Annotated in this window: 21 protein-coding genes; 6 read left to right on the top strand and 15 right to left on the bottom strand. The window is 41.3% G+C overall.

Annotated elements, in window-relative coordinates; translation table 11 throughout:
• Nucleotides 1-75: 75 nt before the first annotated feature.
• Nucleotides 76-507, bottom strand: coding sequence for a universal stress protein UspA (gene uspA / locus TI10_RS13500; protein WP_049583895.1), 432 nt, complete (start codon nucleotides 505-507; stop codon nucleotides 76-78).
• A 560-nt stretch (nucleotides 508-1,067) separates the two neighbouring features.
• Between uspA and uspB the strand changes: the two genes are divergently transcribed.
• Nucleotides 1,068-1,403: a universal stress protein UspB gene (gene uspB / locus TI10_RS13495; RefSeq protein WP_049583893.1), complete on the top strand. Its 336-nt coding sequence runs from the start codon at nucleotides 1,068-1,070 to the stop codon at nucleotides 1,401-1,403.
• Between the two features lie 54 nt (nucleotides 1,404-1,457).
• Here uspB and pitA read toward each other — a convergent pair whose 3' ends face one another.
• The gene (gene pitA, locus TI10_RS13490; RefSeq protein ID WP_049583891.1) at nucleotides 1,458-2,948 is read right to left on the bottom strand and encodes an inorganic phosphate transporter PitA; all 1,491 of its coding nucleotides are present in this window, start codon (nucleotides 2,946-2,948) and stop codon (nucleotides 1,458-1,460) included.
• A 269-nt stretch (nucleotides 2,949-3,217) separates the two neighbouring features.
• Here pitA and TI10_RS13485 point away from each other — a divergent pair, with 269 nt between their 5' ends.
• Nucleotides 3,218-4,420, top strand: coding sequence for a BaiN/RdsA family NAD(P)/FAD-dependent oxidoreductase (locus TI10_RS13485; RefSeq protein WP_049583888.1), 1,203 nt, complete (start codon nucleotides 3,218-3,220; stop codon nucleotides 4,418-4,420).
• A 341-nt stretch (nucleotides 4,421-4,761) separates the two neighbouring features.
• Here the strand turns inward: TI10_RS13485 and TI10_RS13480 are convergent, their stop codons facing one another.
• From TI10_RS13480 to TI10_RS13445, 7 genes are all read right to left on the bottom strand, one after another.
• Nucleotides 4,762-5,955, bottom strand: a complete 1,194-nt coding sequence (locus TI10_RS13480; protein WP_049583886.1) for a MalY/PatB family protein — start codon at nucleotides 5,953-5,955, stop codon at nucleotides 4,762-4,764.
• A gap of 10 nt (nucleotides 5,956-5,965) precedes the next feature.
• Nucleotides 5,966-7,177, bottom strand: coding sequence for an MFS transporter (locus TI10_RS13475; RefSeq protein ID WP_049583885.1), 1,212 nt, complete (start codon nucleotides 7,175-7,177; stop codon nucleotides 5,966-5,968).
• A gap of 24 nt (nucleotides 7,178-7,201) precedes the next feature.
• Complete coding sequence (locus TI10_RS13470; RefSeq protein ID WP_049583883.1) at nucleotides 7,202-8,410, bottom strand: ATP-grasp domain-containing protein; 1,209 nt, start codon at nucleotides 8,408-8,410, stop codon at nucleotides 7,202-7,204.
• Entirely contained in the window at nucleotides 8,403-9,617 is a 1,215-nt protein-coding gene (locus TI10_RS13465; RefSeq protein ID WP_049583881.1) for a hypothetical protein, read from the bottom strand. The genes TI10_RS13470 and TI10_RS13465 overlap by 8 nt, the downstream gene beginning before the upstream one ends.
• 934 nt (nucleotides 9,618-10,551) lie before the next feature.
• Entirely contained in the window at nucleotides 10,552-11,463 is a 912-nt protein-coding gene (locus tag TI10_RS13455) for a helix-turn-helix domain-containing protein (RefSeq protein ID WP_049583878.1), read from the bottom strand.
• A 933-nt stretch (nucleotides 11,464-12,396) separates the two neighbouring features.
• The gene (locus TI10_RS13450) at nucleotides 12,397-12,867 is read right to left on the bottom strand and encodes a hypothetical protein (protein WP_049583875.1); all 471 of its coding nucleotides are present in this window, start codon (nucleotides 12,865-12,867) and stop codon (nucleotides 12,397-12,399) included.
• Nucleotides 12,867-13,364, bottom strand: coding sequence for a hypothetical protein (locus TI10_RS13445; protein ID WP_049583873.1), 498 nt, complete (start codon nucleotides 13,362-13,364; stop codon nucleotides 12,867-12,869). Before TI10_RS13445 ends, TI10_RS13450 begins: the two co-directional genes overlap by 1 nt.
• A gap of 558 nt (nucleotides 13,365-13,922) precedes the next feature.
• Here TI10_RS13445 and TI10_RS13440 point away from each other — a divergent pair.
• Together TI10_RS13440 and TI10_RS13435 are read left to right on the top strand one after the other, a co-directional pair.
• A complete protein-coding gene (locus TI10_RS13440) occupies nucleotides 13,923-14,798 on the top strand; it encodes an alpha/beta fold hydrolase (protein ID WP_049583872.1) in 876 nt (291 codons plus the stop codon).
• A 23-nt stretch (nucleotides 14,799-14,821) separates the two neighbouring features.
• Nucleotides 14,822-16,336, top strand: a complete 1,515-nt coding sequence (locus TI10_RS13435; RefSeq protein ID WP_244161586.1) for a flavin-containing monooxygenase — start codon at nucleotides 14,822-14,824, stop codon at nucleotides 16,334-16,336.
• Between the two features lie 77 nt (nucleotides 16,337-16,413).
• Here the strand turns inward: TI10_RS13435 and cynS are convergent, their stop codons facing one another.
• Nucleotides 16,414-16,884 (bottom strand): cyanase, encoded by a 471-nt coding sequence (gene cynS / locus TI10_RS13430; protein WP_049583868.1) that lies wholly within the window; start codon nucleotides 16,882-16,884, stop codon nucleotides 16,414-16,416.
• Nucleotides 16,885-16,912: 28 nt separating this feature from the next.
• Nucleotides 16,913-17,572 carry a carbonic anhydrase gene (locus tag TI10_RS13425; RefSeq protein ID WP_049583867.1) on the bottom strand — a complete coding sequence of 220 codons (660 nt, stop codon included), beginning with the start codon at nucleotides 17,570-17,572 and terminating at the stop codon, nucleotides 16,913-16,915.
• Nucleotides 17,573-17,616: 44 nt separating this feature from the next.
• Between TI10_RS13425 and TI10_RS25085 the strand changes: the two genes are divergently transcribed.
• Nucleotides 17,617-17,808, top strand: coding sequence for a hypothetical protein (locus TI10_RS25085; RefSeq protein ID WP_139180495.1), 192 nt, complete (start codon nucleotides 17,617-17,619; stop codon nucleotides 17,806-17,808).
• 139 nt (nucleotides 17,809-17,947) lie between these two features.
• Entirely contained in the window at nucleotides 17,948-18,850 is a 903-nt protein-coding gene (gene cynR / locus TI10_RS13420; protein ID WP_049583866.1) for a transcriptional regulator CynR, read from the top strand.
• 47 nt (nucleotides 18,851-18,897) lie between these two features.
• Here the strand turns inward: cynR and TI10_RS13415 are convergent, their stop codons facing one another.
• From TI10_RS13415 to TI10_RS13400, 4 genes are read right to left on the bottom strand one after another with little or no spacing between them, the layout of a single operon-like run.
• On the bottom strand, nucleotides 18,898-20,094 hold the full coding sequence (locus TI10_RS13415; RefSeq protein ID WP_049583865.1) for a Wadjet anti-phage system protein JetD domain-containing protein: 1,197 nt from the start codon (nucleotides 20,092-20,094) through the stop codon (nucleotides 18,898-18,900).
• The gene (locus TI10_RS13410; protein WP_049583864.1) at nucleotides 20,091-23,486 is read right to left on the bottom strand and encodes an ATP-binding protein; all 3,396 of its coding nucleotides are present in this window, start codon (nucleotides 23,484-23,486) and stop codon (nucleotides 20,091-20,093) included. Before TI10_RS13410 ends, TI10_RS13415 begins: the two co-directional genes overlap by 4 nt.
• Nucleotides 23,487-23,499: 13 nt before the next feature.
• Nucleotides 23,500-24,396: a DUF4194 domain-containing protein gene (locus TI10_RS13405; RefSeq protein ID WP_049583863.1), complete on the bottom strand. Its 897-nt coding sequence runs from the start codon at nucleotides 24,394-24,396 to the stop codon at nucleotides 23,500-23,502.
• 45 nt (nucleotides 24,397-24,441) lie between these two features.
• Nucleotides 24,442-25,950: a DUF3375 domain-containing protein gene (locus TI10_RS13400; protein WP_244161585.1), complete on the bottom strand. Its 1,509-nt coding sequence runs from the start codon at nucleotides 25,948-25,950 to the stop codon at nucleotides 24,442-24,444.
• Between the last annotated feature and the right edge of the window lie 297 nt (nucleotides 25,951-26,247).

Raw genomic sequence — 26,247 nt, 5'->3', positions numbered from 1 at the left:
AAATAGCACTCTATTTCACCCAAAAAAACGCCTGCATAAGCAGGCGTTTTTATCGAATAACTTTTCAATCTGTTGTCATTCATCATCACGCAGAGGAACAATCAGCATATCAACATGAACCGTGTTAATTAACTGACGAGCAGAAGACATCAATTTGCTCCAGAAATCCTGATGATGACCACAAACAACCATATCTATGTCATATTTCTTAATTGCATCAACGAGGACTTGCCCCAGATCACCGCTACCACTCAGAGTCTCCTGAATGTCATAGTCTGAATCTGCCGAGAGAGCTTTCAGCGCACCGCGGGTCTCGTCAGTAATACGTTGCTGCATATCACCGAGATTAACATCAATCAAACCGGTGTAGAGATCGGAATAGTTAACATCAACATGGATCAGGGAAACTTTGGCATTGTACGGTTTAGCCATAGAAACAGCTTTTCTCACCAAAACCTGACTTTCCGGGGATAAATCAACCGCAACAAGAATATGTTTGTAAGCCATAAGCGAACTCCTTCCATAATGCCGAGTTAGTGAGTTGGCAGGGCAAATTGCCACTATCCTGTGTTTGTTACTACTGAGCATGTTCTTCAAGTCTTGTTGAGCAAAGAACATCCACCAAACAAACAACATATACCACAATCGCGCTTCCTGCCACTTGATGAATGGCAAAATCCTACTCTGAATTTATGGCCTTTCTTGATACCCAATATATTTACGTGAACAACTAACCAGTCTCTCTGGGGTCGCATGGTTGGATAGAACTCACCAGATAAGTGTTTATACCCTTCATCTTTCAAGCTGCTGCTTTGTTGGCTGCTTTCACTCACCCCAGTCACATAGTTATCTATGCTCCTGGGGATTCGTTCACTTGCCGCCGCGCTGCAACTCGAAATCTATTAGGTATATAACGTTTTTCCGCTAGTTTTACCCCAACTTACACAGAACAGGTTTTTTGTACTATCTGACTATCTTTCCTACAATAAATATAAAGGCGTCACCACCTGCAATTTTAATTTTTTCTTTTTGTGACAGCTCTAGCTAACCATTCTAAGGAGGGGATTATGTTCAGTACAATCGCACTGTTTTGGGCGCTGTGTCTTGTCTGCATTATCAATATGATGCGCTATTTCTCTTCATTACGAGCATTGCTGTCCATTCTTCGTCAGTCTGATCCCTTACTTTATCAATCAGTAGACGGTAACGGCTTTTTCACTACTCATGGGCAACTTAATAAGCAGATACGGCTAGTGAACTACATCAATTCACAACGTTACCTTGATCATCATGATCCAGAAGTTGTTCTTCGTTGTGAAAGGTTGAGAAAACAATTTATTTTGACCAGCGCACTGAGTGGATTAGTTGTTATTTGCCTGATTTCTATGTTGATTTGGTATTAAAGAAAAAGGCGGTATAGTTGATCCATACCGCCTTCAAATTATCCATTAAAATAATTAAATCAGTTTCAAGGCGAACCAGTAAAGCGTACCGGACAACCCGATTGAAACCGGCAGCGTCAGTATCCAAGCCAACATGATATTCTGGATGGTTTTACCCTGAACACCACCGCCATCGACTAACATCGTTCCAGCCACCGCAGAAGAAAGTACCTGCGTAGTAGAGACCGGCATGCCGGTATAACTCGCAACACCAATTGAAACAGCAGCAGTCATCTGAGCTGAAACACCCTGCGCGTAGGTCATACCTTTTTTGCCAATCTTCTCACCAATAGTGACTGCAACACGTTTCCAGCCAACCAGCGTTCCCAAAGACAGAGCTAGTGCTACCGCAATGATAATCCAGACAGGCGCATACTCAACGGTGTGTAATAAATCTTTCCGCAATTTATTCAGGAAACGGGCGTCTTCAGCACGGGTTTCCGGCAGTTTAGCCAGAGATTCCGCCGTATCAGCAATACACATCAACATGCGACGCATATTGTTACGCTGTTCAGCACTCAGCTCACTGTAGCTCTGAATGCCCTTTAATAGGTTTTCTGTCTGATCAAGAACAATGACAGCACGCGTAATATCACAATGGAATCGCCCTTCCGGCTCATCTTCCGCAACAACGGCTGGCGGCGTCAGCTCAATTGCATGGGATAACTCTGAGCCATGCTGCCGATAATATTGTTGCAAGTGAGTAATAGCGTCGTAGGTACGGGCAATGTCATAGCCATTGGCATTCATGTTTACGACAAATCCCGCGGGAGCTACACCAATTAGCACCAGCATAATTAAACCGATACCTTTCTGACCATCATTCGCCCCGTGAGAGAAGCTCACGCCGACCGCAGACAAAATCAGCGCTGTGCGTGTCCAGAAAGGGGGCTTACGCTTACCATCCTTCTTTTCACGCTCAGCGGGAGTCAGATGAATACGCTTACGCTTCTTGGTACTGCTCCAGTAACGGCGCAGCAGAAACACGATTGCCCCGGCGATGATCAATCCAATTAAAGGAGAGAGGATCAACGACAGGAAAATCTGTATCATCTTCGGCACATTCAACGCATCAACCACAGAAGAACCCGTTACGATGGCATTAGTCAAACCGATACCAATAATGGAACCAATCAGGGTATGGGAACTGGATGCAGGTAAACCGAAATACCAGGTACCAAGGTTCCAGACAATCGCAGCCAGCAACATGGAAAACACCATAGCAAGACCATGAGCAGAACTGACATTGAGAAGAAGATCGGTCGGAAGTAAATGCACAATCGCGTAAGCGACACTTAATCCACCAAGAAGAACACCAAAGAAGTTAAATACCCCAGCCATAACGACGGCGAACTGTGCTCGCATAGCACGGGTATAAATAACTGTTGCTACCGCATTCGCGGTATCATGAAAGCCATTAATGGCTTCATAAAATAGCACAAACAGTAGTGCCAGTACTAACATTAGGCTGGTGTGAAAATCCAGGCCAGTAAAAAGATGTAGCATAAACGTTAAGCCAGTTAGTTGGACATGAACGCGGCGCATTATCAGTGACAAATGCTAGCGGGGGAAGTGAAATATGAACTTTTTTTGATTTCATGACAACTAGATAACAATAAGAAATAGGAATACTCTTTATATATCATAAAATTACATATCTTTTAAAAAATTGACAATTTTAAGTTATAAGGGACTTTTTCCCCACAAACTTATCAAAAATGCAACATATTAGGGGAAATTTCCCACTAAATTATTTAGTCACAAAGAGAAAAACAGTGGAAAAATTTGATGCAGTGATTATTGGCGCTGGTGCAGCAGGTTTGTTCTGTGCAGCTCAGGCTGGACAGCTCGGTTTACAGATACTGGTTCTGGATAATGGTAAAAAAGCCGGGCGTAAGATTTTGATGTCCGGTGGTGGACGTTGCAACTTCACTAATATGTACACAGAACCATCAGCTTATCTTTCTGCTAATCCCCATTTCTGCAAGTCTGCTCTGGCCCGTTATACACAATGGGATTTTATCGAACTGGTTCAACGTCATGGCATTGCTTACCATGAAAAAACACTGGGACAGCTTTTCTGTGATGATTCCGCCCAACAAATAGTTGATATGTTACTGAAAGAGTGTGAAGCCGGTCAGGTTACTATTCGTCTGCGCAGCGAAGTTAGCCACGTAGAAAAAAATGAGCAGGGTTTCGTTATCATCGTTAACGGAAAGCAAGTAAGTACACGCTCACTTGTCATTGCTTCCGGCGGATTATCTATGCCGGGCCTTGGAGCAACCCCTTTTGGTTATCGGATGGCAGAACAGTTTGGCTTGAAAGTCTTGCCAACCCGCGCCGCTCTCGTGCCTTTTACTCTGCATAAACCGCTCCTGGAGCAACTTCATGTGCTCTCTGGCGTATCTGTGCCTGCTATTGTTACCGCAGAAAACGGTACTCGGTTCAAAGAAAATATCCTGTTCACTCACCGAGGACTTTCTGGTCCAGCAATTTTACAAATTTCCAGTTACTGGCAATCAGGAGAGTTTGTGAGTATTAACTTACTCCCAGATAGTGATCTGGAAGCTTTTCTGGAGCAAGAACGAAGTGCTCACCCAAACCAAAGCGTAAAAAATACTTTGGCAAAATTATTACCAAAGCGGCTGACGGAGTGCCTGCAAACACTCGGTCAAATTCCAGATATTGCTCTTAAACAACTAACCCCAAATCAGCAAAAACAGTTAGTTGTAAACCTCCAATCATGGCGGGTACAACCCAACGGAACGGAAGGCTATCGCACAGCCGAAGTGACGATGGGAGGTATTGATACTCACCAGCTTTCATCCAAAACGATGGAAGTTAATCAGGTAAAAGGACTCTACTTTATTGGTGAGGTGGTAGATGTCACCGGCTGGCTCGGTGGCTATAACTTCCAGTGGGCATGGAGTTCCGCTTGGGCATGTGCTCAGGCGTTATGCTCTGCGGAGAGACAATAAAATTTGCCTGTAAGGAGCAGTTTTTGATGCGCAATTTATTGATATTGTTGTATTCAACCCATCAAAAACTGCAAATTTAGCATAATCTATTTCGACGGGTAAGCTACTGGTTGGCGAGGGTGGCTCGGAAGGAAACAACGTTGTTTGCACACTAGCCGCTGCTATGGGGGCAGGCTTCAATGGGAAGAGCCGGATGAGCTGAAAGGTTCCACGTCCGGTTGCGTAAGAGCCTGTGGGTGAGATCCCCTCGAGTTACTCGACCATATACAGGGCGCACATTGCACTTATTGCGTTAATCCAGCTCTAACTACCGGAATCATGACCTGGGTGGTTTAGTTCTGTCAGTTGACGCAGTCATCATTCTGAAAATGACAGATATGGAGCATATTTTTAATTGAAGATTCTAATATCTTTCTAGGACAAGCAAAATTCAATCTCGCAAACCCATATCCTTCCACACCAAATTTTTCACCATTATCTAACCAAACTTTTCCTTGTTGAATTAATGTATTATTTAAATTATCTAAATTGATATTTGTTTGCCGAAAGTCTATCCAAGATAAAAATAATGCATCGGATTCAGTCACTCGAATACCCTCAACACCATTTAGCATAGCATTTAATAAATTATAATTTTCCTTTAAATATAGTAAGAGCGCTTCTAACCACTCCTGCCCTGTTTTATAGGCTGCTTCACACGCAGCTAATCCTATCATGTTGGGGCGGGACATATCATATCGCAGAAATTCTTTTTTTACTCTTTCGCGTAGCTTATTATTTTTAATAATAATATTAGATGTTTGCAGTCCTGCTAGATTAAAGGTTTTGCTTGGTGAGGTACACGTAATACATATCTCAGAAAAATAAGGGTGCAGAGCTGCTAAAGGTATGTATTGAGAACGGTTATTGAAAATTAAATCTTGGTGAATATCATCTGATACGATGATTATTTTATATTTCAGACAGATATTACCAATGATATTGAGCTCGTCAATAGACCAAACTTTACCAATTGGATTATGGGGATTACAGAGGATAAGCATTTTTGTTTTTGCTGTAATGCTTTTTTCTAGCTCATCAAAATCAAGTAAATATCGACCAGTAATATTATGAAGAGGAACAGTTATTGCAAAGCGTTGATTGGCGAATATAGAGCGAGAAAATGCCCCATAAACAGGTGTCATTATAATAATAGAATCATCGGGCTCCGAAAGTGCATTAATTATAATATCAATCGCAGTAACAACACCTGGGCTCTGAACAATCCAATCGGGTTCAATTGTCCAATCATGTCTGTTTTTTTGCCAGTCTGTAATCGCATTTAATGTTGATAAGCTACAATTAGTGTAACCTAATATGCCATAATCAATGATGTTCAAAAGCGCTTTTCTAACAGAAGGAGGACACTGAAAATCCATATCTGCTACCCATAATGGTGTTGGCTTGTTATCGGTATACAGTGGGTCTTGAGGATATGTCCATTTAGTGGATGAAAAAACAGAACGATCAAATACAACATCAAAATTGAAATTCATATATCCACCATTAATTATTTTTTTTGATTAAAAAAATATAATAAATCAATAGAGTTATCAAGCTAGTTAGGGATAATAATGAAAACAGTAGAGTAGCATTAAATAAATCAAGCATGATCCCTCCGTAAATAGGCGCTAAAGCTGATCCGATACTTGACATATTGGAAGCACCAAAAAAAGCTCCCCTTAAATGATGAGGTGTGAGCCTATCAACTTCGACATTAAACGTAGGTATGGCAATTATTTCCCCAAAACTAAGAATGACAGTTGCGACACAGAGATAATAAACTGTATTAATAGGTGAGAATGCAAAAATAATTTGAGCTATAGCAATTAACATGATACCGATTAATATTTTTATTCTTGGTGTAAAATTCCTTAATAAAACTAAAGTTGGTATTTGCAAAGTGATAATTGTCAATGAGTTGACAATAACTAATAAAGCAATGAAATTGGTAACATTATTGATATTTGATCTAGATAAATATTGAACAAGCGTAGAATCAAAGTTAGCATAAACAAACATAACAAGAACATTACATAATAGAAGCATCACGAATGTTCGGTGAGAAATAATTATGCTCAATGTTTTTGCAAAGCTAATGTCATTGCTGATTTTTTTTATTTTCTCTTCCTTTTTTGAAGATAATAAAAAGACACGCAACATAACACCATAAATAAAATAAACAATGGCTGTAATTAGAAAAGTTTCTCTCTGTGCCGATAGGCCAGAGGCTAATCCAATATAAGGGCCAATTGCAGCGCCAACATTGACCAAATAATATCGATAGTATTGTATTGACTCTCTCTCTTTAGGAGAATCAATATAATCGCCAATTAAGGCTTTGCTACACGCTTCTAACAAAGCACGACCAATACTAATTCCGGATATAGAGATTAAATATAAGATAGGTGAAGATGAGAAGGACATCATGATGAATGAAATAATGCTTATCACCACACCAATAAGCATTATTGTTCTGCGGCAAAAAATATCAGACAAATATCCGGTATAAATGCCTGTCACTGAACCTAAGATACTTGACAGCGCCAATAATCCGCCAATCCCTGTCGCTGACATATTAAACTGCTGATAAAGGATCATCGCTAAAAAAGGCCAAACCATAAAATAGGCGGCTCTTGTTAACAGTGTCCCCAGTAACATGATAAAAATGGGGGGAGGTAAATGTTTTAATAAAGATAATCTGAATAGAGATGCCATTGGTTCACCAGGATACGTATTGAGTTACTCTGACTCTATTTCGATAATAACACTCTCTTTAAGGTGGTGACTTTCAAATTCAGCCTGCTCCGCTGTTACACCACACGCAATAGCATATCCTAAGCGCTGAGAGCTATTTTTCAGTGATTCAATATGTTCTCCAACGTTAACATCAAAATGGACAAAGTCATTCTTTGTGTAATTTATCTTTTTAACAATGCCAGAAGGTGCGGTGATATAAGAAATAGCGGCATATTTATTGAACTTCTTACTCAAATCAGGCGAAATATCTAACGAAACTTGGATAACCGCTTTCCACATATCAATACCGGTGGCCATTTCCACTAATTCAGGAATATGATCTCCTCCTAACCGAGCTCCTACTTCAATGACTTTGACGCCATCACTTGTTACTTTAACCTCGGTATGTCCTCCTCCATTATAAATACCTAACGCGAGCAAGGCTTGTGTTACCACTTTTTCTATTTCTATTTTTTGTTGTAATGGTAGATTAGCAGGCAATGTATGCCCTAATTCAACAAAATAACCATTATTTGATACGTATTTCTTAGTAATTGTGATAATATCCACAACACCATTACAGGAAATAGATTCAATACTGTATTCTTGTCCTTCCAGATATTCTTCTATCAAAAATAAAGAAGATTTTTTTACTCCAAATGGAGGCGTTATTTCACAGACTTCACGGAAATTCCTTTCCAATTCGATGGCGTTATCATTACGTAAAACACCTCGACTTCCGGCCATGTTAATAGGCTTTATAATGTTTGGATACCCAATTTTGGCTGCTTCTATTTTTGCACTGTCAACATTAGAAATTAGAGCGTATTTAGGGATAGGAATATTTTTTTGCCTAAAAGATTCTCTCATTAGGTGTTTGTTTCTTGCTTTTAATGCACTTTCATATGTTATTCCTTTAAGACCTAATGTTTCTGCTACTTTAGCCGCAAGGGGAACATAGAACTCCATAAATGTAATAACACCCTGGATTGTTTTCTTAGCATTGATATACTCAGCCATATTTATAACAAGTTCATCGTCATTAGTATCTGCTTCGAAGAATTCATCAATATAGAGTAAATCATTATCAGATACTTTATTATAATACTTCCTTGATCCGATGAATATAATATAAGCGCCCAGCTCTTTCGCTTTTTTTAACCCAATCGAACCGGATGGGTTCTTTTCTATTACTAATAATCTATTAGACATTTTTAACCTCTATCGATCTACTCGAGAGGTTATTCATTAGCTCACGAGAAAAACACCCATTCTTTAACACACCGTTTAATCTTTTATTAACAAGATCGTTAATTTCATTAAGATAAAAATTGACTTTATATGTTATCGTTTCATTGTGAACATTAGTCACTCTAGTTAAGTTTCCTACTTTAGGTTCAAAAATATTCACACACCCTACAATGTCACCAATCTCTTCATAAAAATAATCTTTATGTTTTTCTCTACTTTTTTTATTTTTTAGCGGAATAATGGCAAAAAGCTGTTTGCCCGCCTGGCAATGACCAACAGATGGAGGTAATCCTAAAACATCTATCCCGAAAGAACCAAAGTCTTCACTCACACCTAGTTGAAAATCTAATAATTTATTTTCATGAAAATATTTTATATTCTTATAAAAATCAGCACACATTTGATGCGTTATCTCTAGGTGAGGATGCTTTCCTCCATGATCAAAGAATTTATTAAATCGCAGAGTATCGATTCCTATTTTATTGAAATAATCTAGATAACGTTCGAGCATTTCTTTCGATACGTTGTGTGACCCTACAGTGATACCAATTCCTATTCTGAATCCATTAAAAATATTTTTATTTTTTGCGTTGTAATCCTTTATAATTTTTAAAACACGCTCAAGGTCTGTGCCATAAAAAACCCCTTTTATTGGGTATTCATGGCTATCAGAAATTATTCCTTTTTCGTTAATTAATCCGTGAAAAGTAAGTGTGATTGTCCCGTATCCATAATCTCTTGCCGTATCTAAAAGAGATTCTGATTTTTCACTTAATAATGGCCGGCCACTTGTCCAAGCCTCTCCACTCTCCATTGCAACGCTGGATGATGTATCACCTTCAAAATAAGTTCTAGCTCTCGCAACACCATAATGTCGCATCAGTTCACCATCATAAGCAAAGCTATCCGTGTATCTTGGATAGACTTTATAACCTTCTGATTTTAAAAAACGAGTAATATTTATTCCTTCATTATCTTTGAATTTTAACTTTTTAACGTGTTCATAGTTAACAAACCAACAATGCTGACAAGCTTGTCCACATGTTTTGTTACCAATATAAGTATCAACATCAAGATAAATATGAATGTCTTGGGGCTTTATATCAGTAAAAGGTGTGCTTAATGGTTTATCACCATGAAAATCATAGACAATCGGTTTATTTATCATTTTTATTTTCCTTGCCTGAGATGTTTAAAATTAAACCTTATCATTTAAGTGGTTATTTTCAAGTGTTTTTTGATAGCCAAGAAAAAAGATTTTTGTCACATTAACGGAAAAGTACGACAGAATAAACGATAGCATAAAAACTGAAAGGCACAAATTCAATAAAAACCAGATGTGATGGTTCAGATTACAGTAACGAAACTAAAAAACCACTTCATTGATAGCAAATTTTCACTAAAAGATATAATCTCAAAAAAAAACAATAACAAATGAAATTATTTATTTTAAATATATTCCTATAGAAGTCAGGACATTGAGTTTAACATGTTAACTAATTAGATAAAACATGACTAACACTATAGATATTAAAACTATATTTGTATTGAATGCCATACAAGTGCATTAATTATGGAAATCTATATTTAGAATAAGAAGGAATATTTATTCTATATAATGATCGGAATGAAATTCGAATTGAAATAACAAAAAGCGTGGATAGTGGTAGATGATAGACGTCATAAAAATGATGATCATAAAGATAACCGTCATCTTCAGAAGATGACTGCAAAGATCCAACAGCTAGCTTCCGAGTTGCTATGCAGAATTGAAAGTTATAACCTATCCTCAGGACAGAAATCTCTGGAACAGAAGCTAATAATTATCCGTTATGAATTACATAATTATCAGGAACTATTAATGAAAATCCCGCAGCGCCAATAATAGGCAATAAATCTCTGTATTCGCTCTGAGGAAAAAATGTCGGCCTTTTGCGATAGCCTCTTGCAGGAAGAAATATTCCCACTTCTACAGATATGTACTGCTCGTTATACATCTGGCAGAACACCCTGATTTTAGGGGGCCGCCAGATGAACTGGTGTTTAATAGCAGAATCATTCTATATGAAAAGCAGATGGATCCAGTTTAAAGAGTCTGTACATTATTCTTTGTCAATTTCCAGCTTTTTCAATATCGCGGGAAGAACTTGGTGAATTGTACGCATGCCTACCAGAAGTTCGTTCATATAAATGTCTGTATGGATACGTGAAGAATTGAATCCCAAGCTTTCTTTTTCAGCCTCGATACCGAGATCGTCGTCAGAATTATAAATTAACGCAAGCAATTCTGCTCTAAGAGGAACACCAGCCCGAAAAGCTTTATCCTTAACAATATTGAGCCATTCTTCGTAATCTTCCATAACATTATATTTAAATTCTCTATGTCCAGGAGCTAGTTTTGTATCAACCTCAATTTTACAGGCCGCCAGAGCAACCAAGCAAGGCTCAATGTTTCCTGCCTCTGTTTCAAATAAACCTAATTCTTCATCATAGATGAGGTCAGAAATGTAAGCAGCGTAGAAGCCATAAACATTATTAAGTGCATTGAAGATCTCGTAGATGATATTAGCGTAATTATCCTTTTCTATCGCCTCCCAAAATTCCTCATCATCATCTTCATCAACGTCCAGCTCTTCAGGGAATGACTTCGGCGGCTTTATCCCCATGTCTGTAAGTACTCTGGAAACTTTTGAACATAAAATATCTATATCATCCAGCAAGGGGGTAGTAACATACCCAGTCTCTGCATTCTCATGAGCCATCCTAGCAAGACAGTATATGAGTTTTTGCCATTTAACAGCGTCTTCATAAGAACCCGCCCAGAGAATAAATTCAGGATCCAGTTCACCTATCATTGCTACATCCCGGAGTTTCTTTTCCATATCCAGCGACATATGTTCACCTTTTTTCCATTTGGTGATCTGAGTGGGTGATACACCAAGTCGACTGGCTAATTCTTTTTGGGTACAGGATAAAGTACGCAGGGCTAGTTCTACCAAAGCTTCACTTATCATTGTGAGGTTCCTTTCATTTTACTAAATATATATCACGATGTAGTAAAAACAGTTTTAATTATTTTTTAGTATATTTCAACCGTTTTTTACTAAAAAATTATAATTTATTAATTTTTTCAGTATTTATCTGCATGGAGGCTGGTTTCAAGTGAAGTTTGGGCTAAATTAAAACGTCCTTTAGACAGGATGTTTACCTTTCTGTGGAGAAAAGAGGCAGTTAAGCTATTCGTTGAAGCAGGGCCTCATAGAAGATATTCAAACTACGGTCAAATCCTGTAGGGAGTCACGTCCTTTAGGACGTGGTAAATATCAATGCCCCCAAAGCGCATTAATTGGTACTGCAAATGTGTTCGGTATGTGGCTAATTGGTAGGCAGTTGTTACCTGTATAAAGTCAGATGCCACCCTGCCAATCTCTGTCAGCCGATGAAGCTAATTGTTAGCTACGCTCTCGTCTAAATGCTGGTTTGTATAGCGTCTATTTGCTGGTTACCACACCGTCCAAATGCTGGTTTTCATAGCGTCTATTTGTTGGTTTCATTTCCGTCTATTTATCGATTTATGACGTTCTTACACATCAGTCAAAACTTTTCCCTTGAGCTTACGAAAAACCAGAGTAATTGGAGGAGTCAATCTAACAATATCAGACGGTAGAGGAATCGACATCAGTGAATTCTGTATCCAGCACACCAGAGAGGAAAGAAACAACAGCGAATTTAAAACTTACTGTAAAGCCGTATTGGCGAGGAAGTCCCAATCTTGCATTCACAAAACTGGGGCCTAATATCTTTCGCTTTATGTCGGGGAACTGAGCACCATGACAAGATGGGAGGAGAACCGTCGACTAGCTACGCTTTGGAAGCTAATTCACAAGTAATAAAATCAACATAATAATAGCAATTTAACCACCAAGCATTTATTTAGAGCTCATAACTTAAACTGCTTTCCCAATTTTTATCGAAAAAGCATTCATGATTGAGATAACAGTTGCACATAAACTGGGTAGCAGTTGCACAATAAAACCAAGAATAGTTCCGTTGTTTACCGTGGAATGATGATGAGCCTCTCCTCCCATAGCAATTTGCATAAAGGCAGAGTTTGTCAGGTAGGCATAAACCAAACCGCAAATCCCTGTAACTAACAGAGAGCTTATAAACATGGCGATCACCGAACCCACCATCTGAGGCAATCTTCCCCTGATTGAATTGATGGTGAGCACGGTCAGGCAACCTGGAGCAAAACCCCATCCCAAGATATACCAAATAACCATTAACCCCTTCAACGGGATGCTATGCGCCATCTCCAGAATATCAGCACGCCACAATATAAGATTCAGGCATGCAGCCAACACAGCCAGAAATACGGAAATAGCGAAACTATTGGGCAAAGTTAATTTCTTATTCACTAGAAAACCTTGAGACGGGCAAGGAATCTCGCACCTGTTACAGAGTTAAGAAGAAAACTACCCAGAACGCCAGCAAGGAGCGCAGCAGTATATCCTTTAATCAGGAATAGCAACGGCATTTCTATTGAACCCCAATAATTCAGCCCTACGTTGTGATCCAAGCCCCAACAAAGTGTTTGGCAAACACTGAATAACAGAGTGCTACTCACCGCGGTCATGATATAAGCGCCTGTACTTCCTGGCGTGAAATGTGCTGATACCAAGTAAGTCAGTCCCCCAACGGCAGCCCCCATGCCAATACCGCATAAACCAAGCGCCCATACGAGACGCCATACCAACGGGCCATTGTCGGGAAATAAAATAAAACTCATTAACAGAAATCCAGCCTCGGCGATAAATCCCAGAGAAATAAATAGCTTAATCGTGCGTATAGCACGTTTCTCACCTTCTGCCACTGCATATTGCGGATCTTGTTCATTCACGATTTGAGTAGACATTTTTCATCTCCTGAACAGGTGTGTTAAATATCTGATGACATTATTCAGTTTTATCTATCTGAAACAGATTACATATGCTGAATTGTATAAACCGAGTCTAGCGTTATATATAAATTCTTAATCAATAGCACCTAAATAATAGATAAAGAAAATTATTTAATAATATAATCACATAAAATAAAGGTGATGTAATCACTATGGTATGAGGATGAAAATCTGTCAATGTGAAATAAAAAATTAATAAAACATTCCAATATATTGGCTTTTTAATATTTTCATATTCCTTCCATTCAACCTAACAATAAATTTCCATATTAATTAATAGATTGAAACTTATTTTTTTCCTGCCTGAAATATCACAAAAACATAATAAACAAGTCCAAACATTGAGATTTATAATAATATAAATATTCAAGCACGGCATTATTTTAATTTTATAATTTGACAATAACTCTATACTTAGTTATTAATTTAATTAAGCAACTAACAAGATAATTGTTAAATTGTATGTACTTAGCTTCTATATAACCCATATCTATCAGGGAATATTTAATTATCATGAATAAATCCGAGCAAAAATTTCATATCAACGAAAGTGTCATAAACGTAGATGGAAAAGATGTAAAATTCTTCACATCTCAACCTCTCGATCCAATTAAGAATAACGCCAAGAGAAATCCTATTGTCTTGGTACATGGCACTGGCGGCAGCACAGAGATACATTTCGGTTACCTCTTTCAACTGCTTGCCTCAGAAAATCGAATTATATCCCTGGATTTTTCTCAACCAGTAAAAGCAAACGAAACGCTTACTCTTGAACATCTCGAAAAGCAGGTCGAAGCCGTTATTGAAGCAGCAGCGTTAGGAGAGACTGTCACACTGATAGGTTACTCGTTGGGAGCTGCCGTTACTGCTTCTGTTGCCGCTAAGCGTCCTGATCTGGTTTGTAATTTAGTTCTGATCGCAGGATGGATGAAAACAGATTTACAGTCAGAGCGATTTTTATCTGTCTGGCGTCAGTTATATGATATCCAATCACCTGCTATTGCAGACTTTGTGATGTTTTGCGCTTTCAGTTCTCCCAATCATGTAAATATGCTTCCAGATCAGTTTGCCGTCAGCTTCGACAATGCCATGCCAGGGGAATTTGAAGCGTTACAAATGGACCTTAATGGCCGGGTTGATATCACTCAAATTGTTCCTACGATAAAAGCCACAACACTCATTATTGGCTGTACACATGATCAAATAACGCCTATCCGCCACAGCAAAGCTCTGTTTGGCGCAATTCAGGATGCACGCTTTATAGAGATAGAGTGTGGACATGCCGTCGTTTATGAGCGTCCTTCGCAGTTGATGCAGGTTATTGATCAATTCTGCGCAAACCCTTCGTTTTATCCTGCTGGAACCATCATCCCTTCAGACCTGCCATAATCCCTTTGATCCTCTGGAGAACTATGATGAATAAAAATACACCAGATACAGATATATCACAGGTCACAGATGTAGAGATTATTATTATCGGCGCCGGCTTTGCCGGCCTTGGTATGGGAGCTCAGCTTAAGCGGCGATCTCAGCAAAATTTTCTTATTCTCGAACGTGCAGATGATGTAGGAGGCACCTGGCGCGATAACACTTATCCCGGCGTAGCCTGTGATATACCCTCACATCTTTACTCTTACTCATTTCGCCCTAATCCTGACTGGTCTCATGTTTTTTCACCCGGTCATGAGATATATGCCTATCTTCAAGCTACCGCCAAGGATGAAGGATTATTGCCTCATATTCGTTTTGGGGCCAACGTTGAAAAAGCCTACTGGGACAACCAAAAAGAGCGCTGGATAGTTATCACCGCCAAGGGGGTTTTCAGTGGGCGATTCTTGATAACAGGCACTGGGCATTTAACAGATGAAAATCTGCCACAAATTGAAGGCTTGAGCAGCTTTACCGGTGAAATTTTTCATTCAGCCCGCTGGAAACACCACATATCTCTGCAAGATAAGCGAGTAGGCATCATCGGATCGGGCGCTTCCGCAACTCAACTAGTTCCTGAAGTGGCTAAAAGTGTCTCTGAACTCGTTATTTTCCAGCGAAATGCATCCTATATTATTCCACATCCTGACCGAAGTTATTCTGATATTGAAAAACAGACTTTCCGACGCGATCCAGAGTCTATGCGCGCAGTTCGTTCAAATATATTCTGGCACTTTGAAGACCTGTATCCAGCCCGTCGTTCAATTCCGCAATATGTCGCAGAATTAAAACGTATAGCCTCAGAGCACCTTAAACAGCAAGTCCCCGATCCAGAGTTACGCGCAAAACTTACTCCGAGTTATGAACCTGGTTGCAAAAGGATTTTGATTTCAAACAGTTATTATCCCGCTCTTCTTCGGGATAACGTTAAACTCGAAACATCAGCCTTAAAACGAGTTGACGGACAAAACGCCATCTCGGTAGCCGGCAACCGTTATCCGCTTGATGTACTTATCTTTTGTACTGGCTTTCAAACCACCCAACCACCTTATGCCCGTCTGGTTCACGGCCGCGACGGTCTTAGTCTTTCCGATCACTGGGCTCAAGGCATGGAAGCTTTTGCATCAACCACAGTAACAGGCTTTCCAAACCTGTTTATTATCAACGGACCAAATGCGACGCTTACTCATAACTCAATTATTTACATGATTGAATCTCAAATAGAGTACATTCTCGGTGCTATTGAATACAGCAGGAAGAATAACAACTACATACTTGAAGTTTCTCCCGAAGCTCAAGATCGTTATATAGCTGAATTACAAAAGCAGATTAATGGTACGGTATGGGTTGGAGATAATTGTACAAGTTGGTACCGTGATTCCCGTAATAAGCGCCTAACACTGGTATGGCCTGATTTTGCTCATTCATTCAGGGTGCGAAACGGCAATTTTGATCCGACTCCCTATACATTTTATACAAAAACCGAAGTGGCTAGTTAATAAACTTTAATTTGAAACGGCAAGAGGTTTATCTCTCAAATTCAAACCTCTTGCCGATGCCAACAACTGCAATTGTTTTAGAACGGCTTAGTCGGCAAATATTTCCCATCTAGCGTAATCACAGCTCGTGAACCGCCATTAGGATCATCGACCTTTTTGATATCAAGTTTAAAGTCAATCGCACTGATAATGCCATCGCCAAACTTCTCGTGAACAAGCGCCTTAAGGGTTGAGCCGTAAACCTGCACCATTTCATAGAATCGGTAAATAGTCGGATCAGTCGGTATACCATCGGGAATACTGCCACGCACAGGGATGGTTTGCAGCAGAAGGAAAGCATCTTCTCCAAGTTCAAGCCGGTCAACCACAATCCTCGCAGCATCGGCAGGCAGAGGATGTTGGCCGAGCAGTGCTGCGGTGACGAATGCGAGACTCAAACCAGTTCCTTGCGCGATATCTTCAAACGTCAAATTTTTACGTGTTTTGGCGTCGATGATAGCATCAGTAAGGGCCAGCCGAGGAGTTTGGGAGTATTGAGATTGTGTCATAATGATTCCTTTGGATTAATAAAGCTATTTAAATGCCGTGGTGAAACACGGATTGCGTTGCAGAAACATGCGGATAGTCCGCAAGCGAAACAAATTGGCCGACCAAGCCATCTAGAGCATCGATCGAACCAGCCTCTATGTCGTAAATCCAGCCGTGTAGATTCAAGTGTCCCTGTTCCAGCCCAAGCGCCACGGACGGGTGGGTCTTGATATTAGCAATTTGAGCGATTACGTTTTCACGCACCATCGAATCAAGTCGAGCAATTTCACTAACATGCGCACGTGCCTGATTAATGGCTTTCGCAGAATCCGCATAGCGTAACCAGCGGGTAATCGCGGGAAGGTGATCCATACATTTACAGGTTGCAATTGTGGTCATGGCGCCACAATCTGAATGTCCGCAGATCACAATGTCGGTGACCCCAAGCACAGCGACCGCATACTCAACGGTAGCGGAAACACCGCCAGATTCCGCGCCGTATGACGGAACGATGTTACCAGCATTGCGTATCACGAACAGATCGCCTGGCTCACTCTGCGTCAGAAGCTCTGGACTCACACGGCTGTCGGAGCACGCAATAAACAAAGTATGCGGATTTTGGCTGACGGCAAGCCGCTTGAAAAGCTCGCAACGCTTTGGAAATACCTCGTGCTGGAATTGTAAAAAGCCTTCAATAATATCCTGCATGTCTTCACTCCATCGTGATCGATAAGAAAGCGGATGGATAAAGAATGAACGAATTTATCTATAGCGTCAAAGATCGGATTACTATCATCGCTATAGTATTTTCCAATAGTTCATTGTCGTTCTACAACGACACCTTTGTTAACAAACCCGTAGTCACACTCTTTATTTCAAGCACTGGTTATTTCAAGCACTGGTTATTTCAGGCACTGGCGTACAGAACAGCAAACCGGCGTTGACATGTTCAGGAAGCGCTTATAGTCTTCACTCCATCGTGGCCGATAAGACAGCTAACAGGTGAAAAATGAGCGAATTTTTCTATAGTCTCAAAGATCAAGATGTCATTATTTTCATTTTATTTTCAAATAGTTAATTGATATGCTGCTACGACACATTCGTTATCTGCTGGCAGTTGCCGAACATCAGAACTTCACGCGCGCCGCAGAAGAACTTCATGTCTCGCAACCAACCTTATCGCAACAAATCAGGCAACTTGAAGAGTCACTGCGCGTGCAACTGTTCGATCGTTCTGGAAGGACTGTACGACTGACTGACGCTGGCGAGGTATACACAAGTTACGCCCGTCGTGCATTGCAGGATCTAGATGCTGGGAAGCGTGCAATTCATGATGTGCAGGATTTAAGCCGCGGATTGCTCAGGCTAGCAATGACCCCAACCTTCACCGCTTATTTCATCGGCCATTGGGTAGAACGTTTCAACGCGCTTTATCCAGGAATTACGTTGAATATCAAGGAAATGACACAAGATCAGATAGAAGTCTCTTTAGCAGAGAACCAACTTGATCTCGGCATCGCGTTCTCAGAAGTGCGCTCCCCCGACATTGATAGCGAACCATTGTTCATCGAAACACTCAGCCTGATCGTTGGTCAATCGCATCGACTCATTGGTCAACAAACATCATTGACGGCAAAAATGTTGGAACATGAAGGGTTAGCACTACTCAGTAAAGATTTTGCAACACGGAGCCATATTGATTTGTACTTCCAGAAACAGGGGATCACACCACACATTGCAATTGAGGCCAACTCCGTCAGTGCAATCGTAGAAATTATCCGTCGGGGACGACTCGCAACTTTGTTGCCTGATGTCATAGCCCACGAACAGACCGGGCTTTATTCCATTGCCATTCAACCTACGTTACCGCAACGCAATGCGGTACTGTTGTGGCGCCGTGGCGCATATCGAAGCGCTGCGAGCCAAGCGTTTGCCAATCTGATCACGCGCCGTTTCGATGTATACCAAGAAAATGACGATTTCTGATAATGATAAATAGAAAACACATCGCGTCTGGCGGCTTCCCTTCTGTGTTAGGACAGCCAATTCATGAGCTTGTTTCTAATGTAATCAGATGAAAGGCGCTCCTGCTCTAAACGTGAAGATTGAAACCGGCCAGAAATGAGATCATTAAACAACTTTGCTTCATCCTCATTTAGCGATGAAGGATTGGATTCAACTGGATTTGATTCAGGAACCATTCTCTCTTCATGAACTTTAACGGTTTCAACATCCATCATCAGAGGCTCAATATCCACAAACTTGTTTCTGGCGTCACTGAGAATAGACAAACCCCAAGTATCAATATCTCCCCAATATCCTACACGTTTATCTTTCAACCAGACTGCATCCATCCAAGCAATGTTTTTCCCTCCTCCTATCACCGCGATCGTGTCAAACATTTCGGGTAATGCCAGACCAGACTGTAGGTTTTCTACTACTAATATATTCGAAGCCGGAAGTTCGTACTGTCTAAGTAATTCGCCGGGTATTTGTAGTATCGGTATTCCACCAAGTTCAGCCATCGCAGCACGGCAAAGCGGCCTGATAGTTAACCAACCTTTAGGATTTATTGAACACCCCAACCAAGCAATAAGACCACCTGATGCCGAAACAGCCCCATCGTGAATGATATCGGCCAACTCTTCGATCAGGATTTGGTGATTCTCAAGAAACTTAGTATCAATCCCAATGAGTGGCAGCGCTCTTAGATATTGTCCTTCCCCTAAGCCTTGCTTTAATTGCGGCAGCAGCTTTGCTAATAATTCCGCATCTCTCAACGAAAGTTTTTCCACAATATCTATACGCTTAACCAATGCAGGATAGAGATCTTTATCAACCCGCAAAAATGGCTTCATATTTCTTTCCCATACCTGACTTCGGGAAAGGGCATCACTCCCTAAAAATTGAATCAGACATTGCATCGATTCAATGACAACAAACGTTGGAATGCGTTGCTCAGATAGCTCCCTGAAATTCTTAGAAGACCACTCCACGACATCTTGATGGGGAAATGATTTCCACTCATCAATAAACCGTTGGAAATGAATGATATCTAATATGGCAGAATTCCCTTTGGGTGGCTTCAAGCCAACGCGAATAGGGAATGCCTTGATGCCCAGTAACCGGGCTTTTAGTGAGGGAAGACTATCCCACTCACACTGCCTAATGATGCTCTTAACTTGTGCTGGCAATAACCCCCAACTCACCTCATACTGCCCTCTTTTCATGTCAGTTTCTCAAACTCAATACCCAGATCAGCAGCCTCATCAGGCAACTTTCTCTCCTTCCCTTCGTTCATTCTTCGGTCAATCTCTTCCCAAGTCACTTCACATAAATGGCTGTCATGGTTTTCCTGATCTCTTTCCGCAATGAGCAGGGAACGAGCAGATTCTCTTGCTAGATTCAAGTTCTTATAAGGCGTAATCAAATTAACGTGAATATGGAGCTCTCTAAATACTCGGAGCACACGCCGACTTACCGTTTCAGCCGTATTTGAGAATGCTTCATCCAAGAAAACAGTACAGTAAACCGGTCGATCATAGCCATCTGGCGTCAAAACATAGGCCAGACTTGCCGCTACAATCGTCGCCGCAAATGACTCTTTCTCCCCACCTGACTTTCCACTGGATGACTCCAATACATCACGAATCTCACCGGTATTACTATCCAACTCTTCAGCATAAAACGACATCTGATAACGAGGATCAAGCAGCCTTAAACTTTCCAATGTATTTGAGGAGCCCGGCGCACTTGCTTTCCCAAGTATTTCAACTACCTTAGCCAATTGACGGAACCGTGCTTCATGGTCATCACTGGTTACCTGACTAAGCACCTTACGCAAATGCTGTTCAAACTCATTAACATGTGGGAATTTCTCTCTCTTTGAACCCAGCTTTAAATGTGTCCCCACTCGAAACTCTGTACGCTTGAGGACCCGGTTAATGATATCAATCCGCTCGAGGACATCTTCCCGTTCAGATTCAAGCTTAGTTTTAATCCGCGCCAGTGACTGCGTTGCATGCTTATTCAACCGCTCAATAAACTGCTCCACAAGGTTGGGAAGCCCTTCCTCTTCCAGTTGTCGCAAATGATTAAGATAATCCGGTAAGCCATCAATATTGCTTTGCCAGTCAACCGTGAAGACTTGCCATTTATCGTTAGACCTGAATGAGACCATAACGCTAATGGCTAATCTTTCCGCTTTGTCTTTACTGTTTCGGCTAATATCTAACAGACGTTCCAAATCGTCTTCAACTTTCAACACCAATTCAGACATCCGGCCTAAATCGTTTGTATTAAGTACGCCAACCCGAATCTCAAGTAATTGCCTGGCTGAATCAGGTAATCCTTTCGACGCTTTTGCCTGCGCTTTACTCCATTCTTCTTTTGCATTTTTCAGCGTATTTTTAACGCCGCCAGAATCAGAGTTGAGCTGATTTAATACCGATTGAATTTGAACTAGCTGCTCTTTAGCAGATTCCCAACGCTCTCTGGCCTTCTCAAGATCACCCCCTGACTGTTCCAACACCTTGAGATCAGCCTGCAAATCAGACAGCTTTTCGTGCCAGTAAGGAGCATTAATATCATCCCAGCGGTAACCTTGGATCTTCTCCCAAAGAATTTTACGATCAGAAACAGAATTCAAATCTTGACGGGCTTGACTCACCTTTTTCTCGGTTTCCGCCAGTTGCAGAGTTAACTCTTTTTTATCGTTATTAAGAATGGCTAAACGTGATTTATTTGAAAAACCCAGACACCAGCGCCTTCTGTCATCTATCCGGTGCTGATCTTTTTTCTCAAAACGCCCCTTATCCATGTGCATTAGCCCCTGCTGTGTCATCGAAAACGGGGTTTGATCCAATTCTTCCGTGCTTGAAACACATTGCAGGTCAAATCGCTGCAAATGGTGCTTGAGCCACTCTCGATAAGGGTGATTACGCCATACCAATTTCTTTAGATAACCATCAGACTTAAACGCCGCCGATTGGCCTTGAGTCGTAGAATCATTCACAACTTGAACACGGACATGTAAACCCGTATGCCGGGCGTTCAACCAGCGAGTCACCATCGAATAACAATGATGTGGCACAGCAAGTGTGGTTCGTAACCCGCCTAACGCCCTCTCTATCGCGCCCTGCCAGCTCTTTTCACGATCTTCGACATCGATAAGCTCACCGATAAATACACATTGGTCCTTACTTAATTCCAAGGAATTAACCAGTTCATCTCGCAGTTGCTGATATTTCACATCAATATTGGAATCGGGTCTTGCCTCGATCTCACGAATTTCCTGAGAGATATCATGGATATTGGCTTGTAGCCCACTGAATTTAGCACTGATGGTGGCAAACCTGTCCTGATACTCTCCTTCTTCTTGCTGAATACTGGCAAGCCGGGTTGATGCTACGGATTGATTTTTAAGAAACACCGCCTCCTCTAATACAGAGGGAAGAGCCAGCTCGTTGGCATGAGTTTGATATTGCGATGAATTTCTAACCACCCGACTCAATTGAACTTGGGTATGATCAACCTCTTTTCTCAGCGACTCTATTTTATCCCCACCAAATTGAAGATATTCCTCGTGCCTTCGCTCAACCAACTTATTCGCATCCACTTTCTGCTCTTCAGCTTGGCTAATTTTGAGGAGTAGCGCTTCCAGTTCAGCCTTAATATCGGCAATTTTTTCACTCCACAATTGTGCGAAAATCTCCCCAAAGTAGACCGGGAGACTATTTTTCTCAGCTATCAGCTCCGCAAATTCTTTCGTTGTTTTTTCGATAATTGCGTTGAGTTCAGGTAACCTGGATAAGTGCACTTTTTGTGCTCTTGCATCCACTAATTGACTATGAATTGCCACCAGATCAGCAAACTCTTCCACGACCTTTTTAGCATCATCCTTGACCGTACTCGGTTCCAGTACCAATTCACGAATCAACCCGGTTAAATCATCAATTTTTTTCAGACCTAACGCCCGCGACAAAAGCGCAGGCGCATTCTTATTGTCCATATACAGGAGCTTTCGGTACAACTCTTGATAATCAGAAAAATTATCATCACAGCACGTAATCGTTGGGTCATCACGAAGCCATTGCTTGAATGCCCGAGCATTACCGTTCCCAAAAGCATTCAGCATTTCCTTAAGAGTCAGGTCTCTTTTGGCAACAACATAAACGCGTGTCACATCCGCAAGCACATTCGTCGATTTAGTAATCCAGAAAAGCGCCGCAAGCGTGATTTTTGACCCATCATCACCTTGATACAAAGCCCTAAGCCCAGTCACCACGCCATATTCACGCTTACTTCTGACTCTCGTCCCCGCTCCGTCATGGGCAGATCCAAAACTTCCCCGCATATAGGAAAGTAAAGTTCGGTCAGAGCGATCACCCTGCGCCGCAGCCACATTAAAAGTTGCCTTTCCAGCAGGAAGCAGCAAAGCCATAAGGCCATCAATAAACGTCGATTTTCCGGCGCCATTATCTCCAGTGACCAGCGTTCCCATAGGATCTATCAACGCGGTATGCAAGCCATTAAATGACCCCCAGTTATAAACTGAGAGTTCAGCTAATCTGATTTGACCAACATGAAATAATGAATTAGCCGAAAGAGTTTGATCAGTCATTTTCATCTCCTGTCTATTCCTCTTCATCTTGATAATCAACAGCGGCGCTGCCATTTTTATTTAGCTCAATACCCTTCTCTCCCGCCATTTTCAGGTATTCATTAAGCATGCTTTCGAGAAATTCAGCGCTGACTACATAACGGATCACTGGCGTAATCTCGAAGCGATCCTCGCTTCCCCGGACTGAACTCAATATTTTTTTCGTTACCATTTTATCAAGAGCGCCCTTAAGTTTTCTCCGGTCAGATTTAGTACTGTTTGTCAGCGGTAAAAACGGCGTCAGATGGGATTCTATACGTTCTATATCAATGATAATTCTTTGCTCTCCCGATGTTTCCCGCTCCTGGTAGTGTTTACGCAGCACTAGCAGCAACAATGTATCGTATAAAGAGAGCGTCCTTCGGCTAATCAGAGAGACAACCTCTTCATCATCTATACCCAATGATTCAGTATCTTCCTCATTCTGAAAGCCAGCTATAAAGGCGACACCGGCTTTTTCATCTAAGACTAACTTCAAATAGACTTCTGACAGATGTTTGCGTACAGCACATTGGTATCGACAAAGTAATTCAAACAATTTAGCTTTCTGCGAAGACAAGATAACCCCCTGACGCAGCAAGCTAACCAACACCCGGCGCGCATCAGGCGGCATATCGCTGTTTGAGTTTTCAGCGTGCTTACTGATTGATTCATCATCAACTTCACAGGATGAGCTTTGATTGATAACCGAAAAAGCAACATCAGATTCAACGCTGGCTGTATCTGTAAGCGGGTCATACTCTGATTGAGTATGGTGTTTTATCAACTGATCGAAGAACCCTGTTTTCTGTTCTTCCTGAGGATCGGAATGAGACTTCCCAGAGGTAGCGAGGGCGCTTTTATCTTTCTTCAACTTTTTACCTACATGCATTACAGCCCTCACTATATATATCTACAACCATTTTCCATTCACCGTCTAAAGAACCAATTCATCCAAACTGTTTGGAAACAGGTCGGCACTCAGCAGGAAAGTGGGTATAGACGCCCGCAAGCGAACTCCCCGTTTGTCACTGATTTCAATTGATTCCTTTTCTTCCAATAATGCAGCCCCGACAGATTTGGCCACCCGCAAATAGGCAACTAACTCCTCCAACCCTGAATTAATCGGCTGATAATTTGCAATAGACGCAATTGTCATTGGACCAAACTCTTTTAACGTTGCTAACGCTCTCTCAGCAATTAATCGAATTTGAACAACATCAAGGCAATCCAGCATTTGCATACTCGGTTCCCGAGAGTTGAGCTGTTCTTCAGCACCTGAAGTATCCAGCTTTTCATCAGGTGATTTAAGCAGCATGCTTTCAGGAGAGCTAATACTTGCCGCGCCAACAGGCAATGACAGCGTTGTTGCCGTTTGCAAGTCATAACCTGAGTTCTTCAATTCAATAGCGAGTCGTTCTAATTGACCAAGCAATCTATCAACCGCACGATTTTCTTGAGCAGTACCACTCTCTATGTAAGCACGTAAACTCTCTTCCGTTCTTCGCCTAATTTGAAAAACTCTGTCACTCTCGCGGCTTAGTTCTCTCATGAGCTGACTTAAGAATTGCCGCTGTTGGGCACTTAAGTGTTCTGCGACCGGACGACTTAAAATACTGCGAAGCTGATCTCGTAGCTCCATAGTTCTATTTTGATCACATAACAAATCAAAAAAGCTTTCAAACGCACTACCGGCATCCGTTTTAGCCAGTAATGCTTCTTTTTCTAAAACAGCAAGCAGGATATCTCCTCTGGTGGAGTCCCCCTCAATAATTTGAATACGAATTTCCTGATCCAACCGACGAATTTCATCTTCAACACGGCGAAAATCACCCGTTAAAACAGAAGCCAGTTGGTAAATTTCACGAATTCTTTCCCGCTGTTCAGCCCCGGTTAATTCGGTCACAACGCCGGCCCTTAGAGCATCAATCTCTCTTTGGATCTCAGATTTTCTATCTTCCAAAAGTGCGACACGCTCATCGGCATTTGGGCTAATCGCTACTGCAAAGTCCCTGACCGCTTCCTGCACAATTCGAAGATGAGACGCAGTAGTTCCTGAATTGCGTTCATCAAGCCCCTGGCTAAAACGGAGTGCAATTTCACTGGCATCCGTTTTAGTTAATGTGTCATCCATCTCACGCAACCAGCCTTCCCGAATCCATTTATTGAGATAAGTGCCCGCTCCCGTTTCAGTTTCCCAAAGACCAAGTTCGCGACAGCGTACCAACTCTGCATCAAGTGACACACGAGCACGACTAAAAGGGACTTCACTATCCTCGGAAAACAATTCCCCCAAAAATGCCAAAATTAAAGGAGCATTATCAGCTCTCAACAGTTTCCAGGCAGCACTTTCCTGAAATAGTCGGCGGTACTTTGCCTGTAATCCTTGGAAATTCAACTTGTCTCCTTCTGTGTGGTGATGAATAAAAAGCGATGAGATGAGCATTGACCTACTGCCATCCTTTCCAAAAAGCCACCACCAACAATTTTGTATAATTTACAATCGAATAAAACCATATCATCATATTTTTTTATTATGTCAATACAAATTACTGACTTTTAAACTATTAAGCGCCGTAACCAATGGGAAAATTAAGCTTATAAAGCCACCTATTTTGTGAAGCAAGCAGCAACATGATGATGTCAATTATCACCAACAATAAAAGCGGGAGGGGTACCCTTTCAAGATAAAAATGGGCGGTCTGGACAAACCGCCCCGATGTAAACAATGGAAAATTCCTAA

Origin of the sequence: Photorhabdus luminescens subsp. luminescens, from assembly GCF_001083805.1 — a bacterium.
Classification (GTDB): Bacteria; Pseudomonadota; Gammaproteobacteria; order Enterobacterales; family Enterobacteriaceae; genus Photorhabdus; species Photorhabdus luminescens.
This window is presented reverse-complemented; position numbering and strand designations above follow the sequence as displayed.

What these genes read in the sequence shown, in the direction of transcription:
- TI10_RS13405 (WP_049583863.1), bottom strand. Translation starts at nt 24,396, where the DNA reads ATGCATGTAGGTAAAAAGTTGAAGAAAGATAAAAGCGCCCTCGCTACC.
- cynR (WP_049583866.1), top strand. Translation starts at nt 17,948, where the DNA reads ATGCTGCTACGACACATTCGTTATCTGCTGGCAGTTGCCGAACATCAG.
- TI10_RS13415 (WP_049583865.1), bottom strand. Translation starts at nt 20,094, where the DNA reads ATGAAAAGAGGGCAGTATGAGGTGAGTTGGGGGTTATTGCCAGCACAA.
- TI10_RS13455 (WP_049583878.1), bottom strand. Translation starts at nt 11,463, where the DNA reads ATGATAAGTGAAGCTTTGGTAGAACTAGCCCTGCGTACTTTATCCTGT.
- TI10_RS13470 (WP_049583883.1), bottom strand. Translation starts at nt 8,410, where the DNA reads ATGTCTAATAGATTATTAGTAATAGAAAAGAACCCATCCGGTTCGATT.
- TI10_RS13435 (WP_244161586.1), top strand. Translation starts at nt 14,822, where the DNA reads ATGATGAATAAAAATACACCAGATACAGATATATCACAGGTCACAGAT.
- cynS (WP_049583868.1), bottom strand. Translation starts at nt 16,884, where the DNA reads ATGACACAATCTCAATACTCCCAAACTCCTCGGCTGGCCCTTACTGAT.
- TI10_RS13465 (WP_049583881.1), bottom strand. Translation starts at nt 9,617, where the DNA reads ATGATAAATAAACCGATTGTCTATGATTTTCATGGTGATAAACCATTA.
- uspB (WP_049583893.1), top strand. Translation starts at nt 1,068, where the DNA reads ATGTTCAGTACAATCGCACTGTTTTGGGCGCTGTGTCTTGTCTGCATT.
- TI10_RS13480 (WP_049583886.1), bottom strand. Translation starts at nt 5,955, where the DNA reads ATGAATTTCAATTTTGATGTTGTATTTGATCGTTCTGTTTTTTCATCC.
- TI10_RS13410 (WP_049583864.1), bottom strand. Translation starts at nt 23,486, where the DNA reads ATGACTGATCAAACTCTTTCGGCTAATTCATTATTTCATGTTGGTCAA.
- TI10_RS13475 (WP_049583885.1), bottom strand. Translation starts at nt 7,177, where the DNA reads ATGGCATCTCTATTCAGATTATCTTTATTAAAACATTTACCTCCCCCC.
- TI10_RS13445 (WP_049583873.1), bottom strand. Translation starts at nt 13,364, where the DNA reads ATGTCTACTCAAATCGTGAATGAACAAGATCCGCAATATGCAGTGGCA.
- uspA (WP_049583895.1), bottom strand. Translation starts at nt 507, where the DNA reads ATGGCTTACAAACATATTCTTGTTGCGGTTGATTTATCCCCGGAAAGT.
- TI10_RS25085 (WP_139180495.1), top strand. Translation starts at nt 17,617, where the DNA reads ATGAACGAATTTATCTATAGCGTCAAAGATCGGATTACTATCATCGCT.
- TI10_RS13425 (WP_049583867.1), bottom strand. Translation starts at nt 17,572, where the DNA reads ATGCAGGATATTATTGAAGGCTTTTTACAATTCCAGCACGAGGTATTT.
- TI10_RS13400 (WP_244161585.1), bottom strand. Translation starts at nt 25,950, where the DNA reads ATGCTCATCTCATCGCTTTTTATTCATCACCACACAGAAGGAGACAAG.
- TI10_RS13440 (WP_049583872.1), top strand. Translation starts at nt 13,923, where the DNA reads ATGAATAAATCCGAGCAAAAATTTCATATCAACGAAAGTGTCATAAAC.
- pitA (WP_049583891.1), bottom strand. Translation starts at nt 2,948, where the DNA reads ATGCTACATCTTTTTACTGGCCTGGATTTTCACACCAGCCTAATGTTA.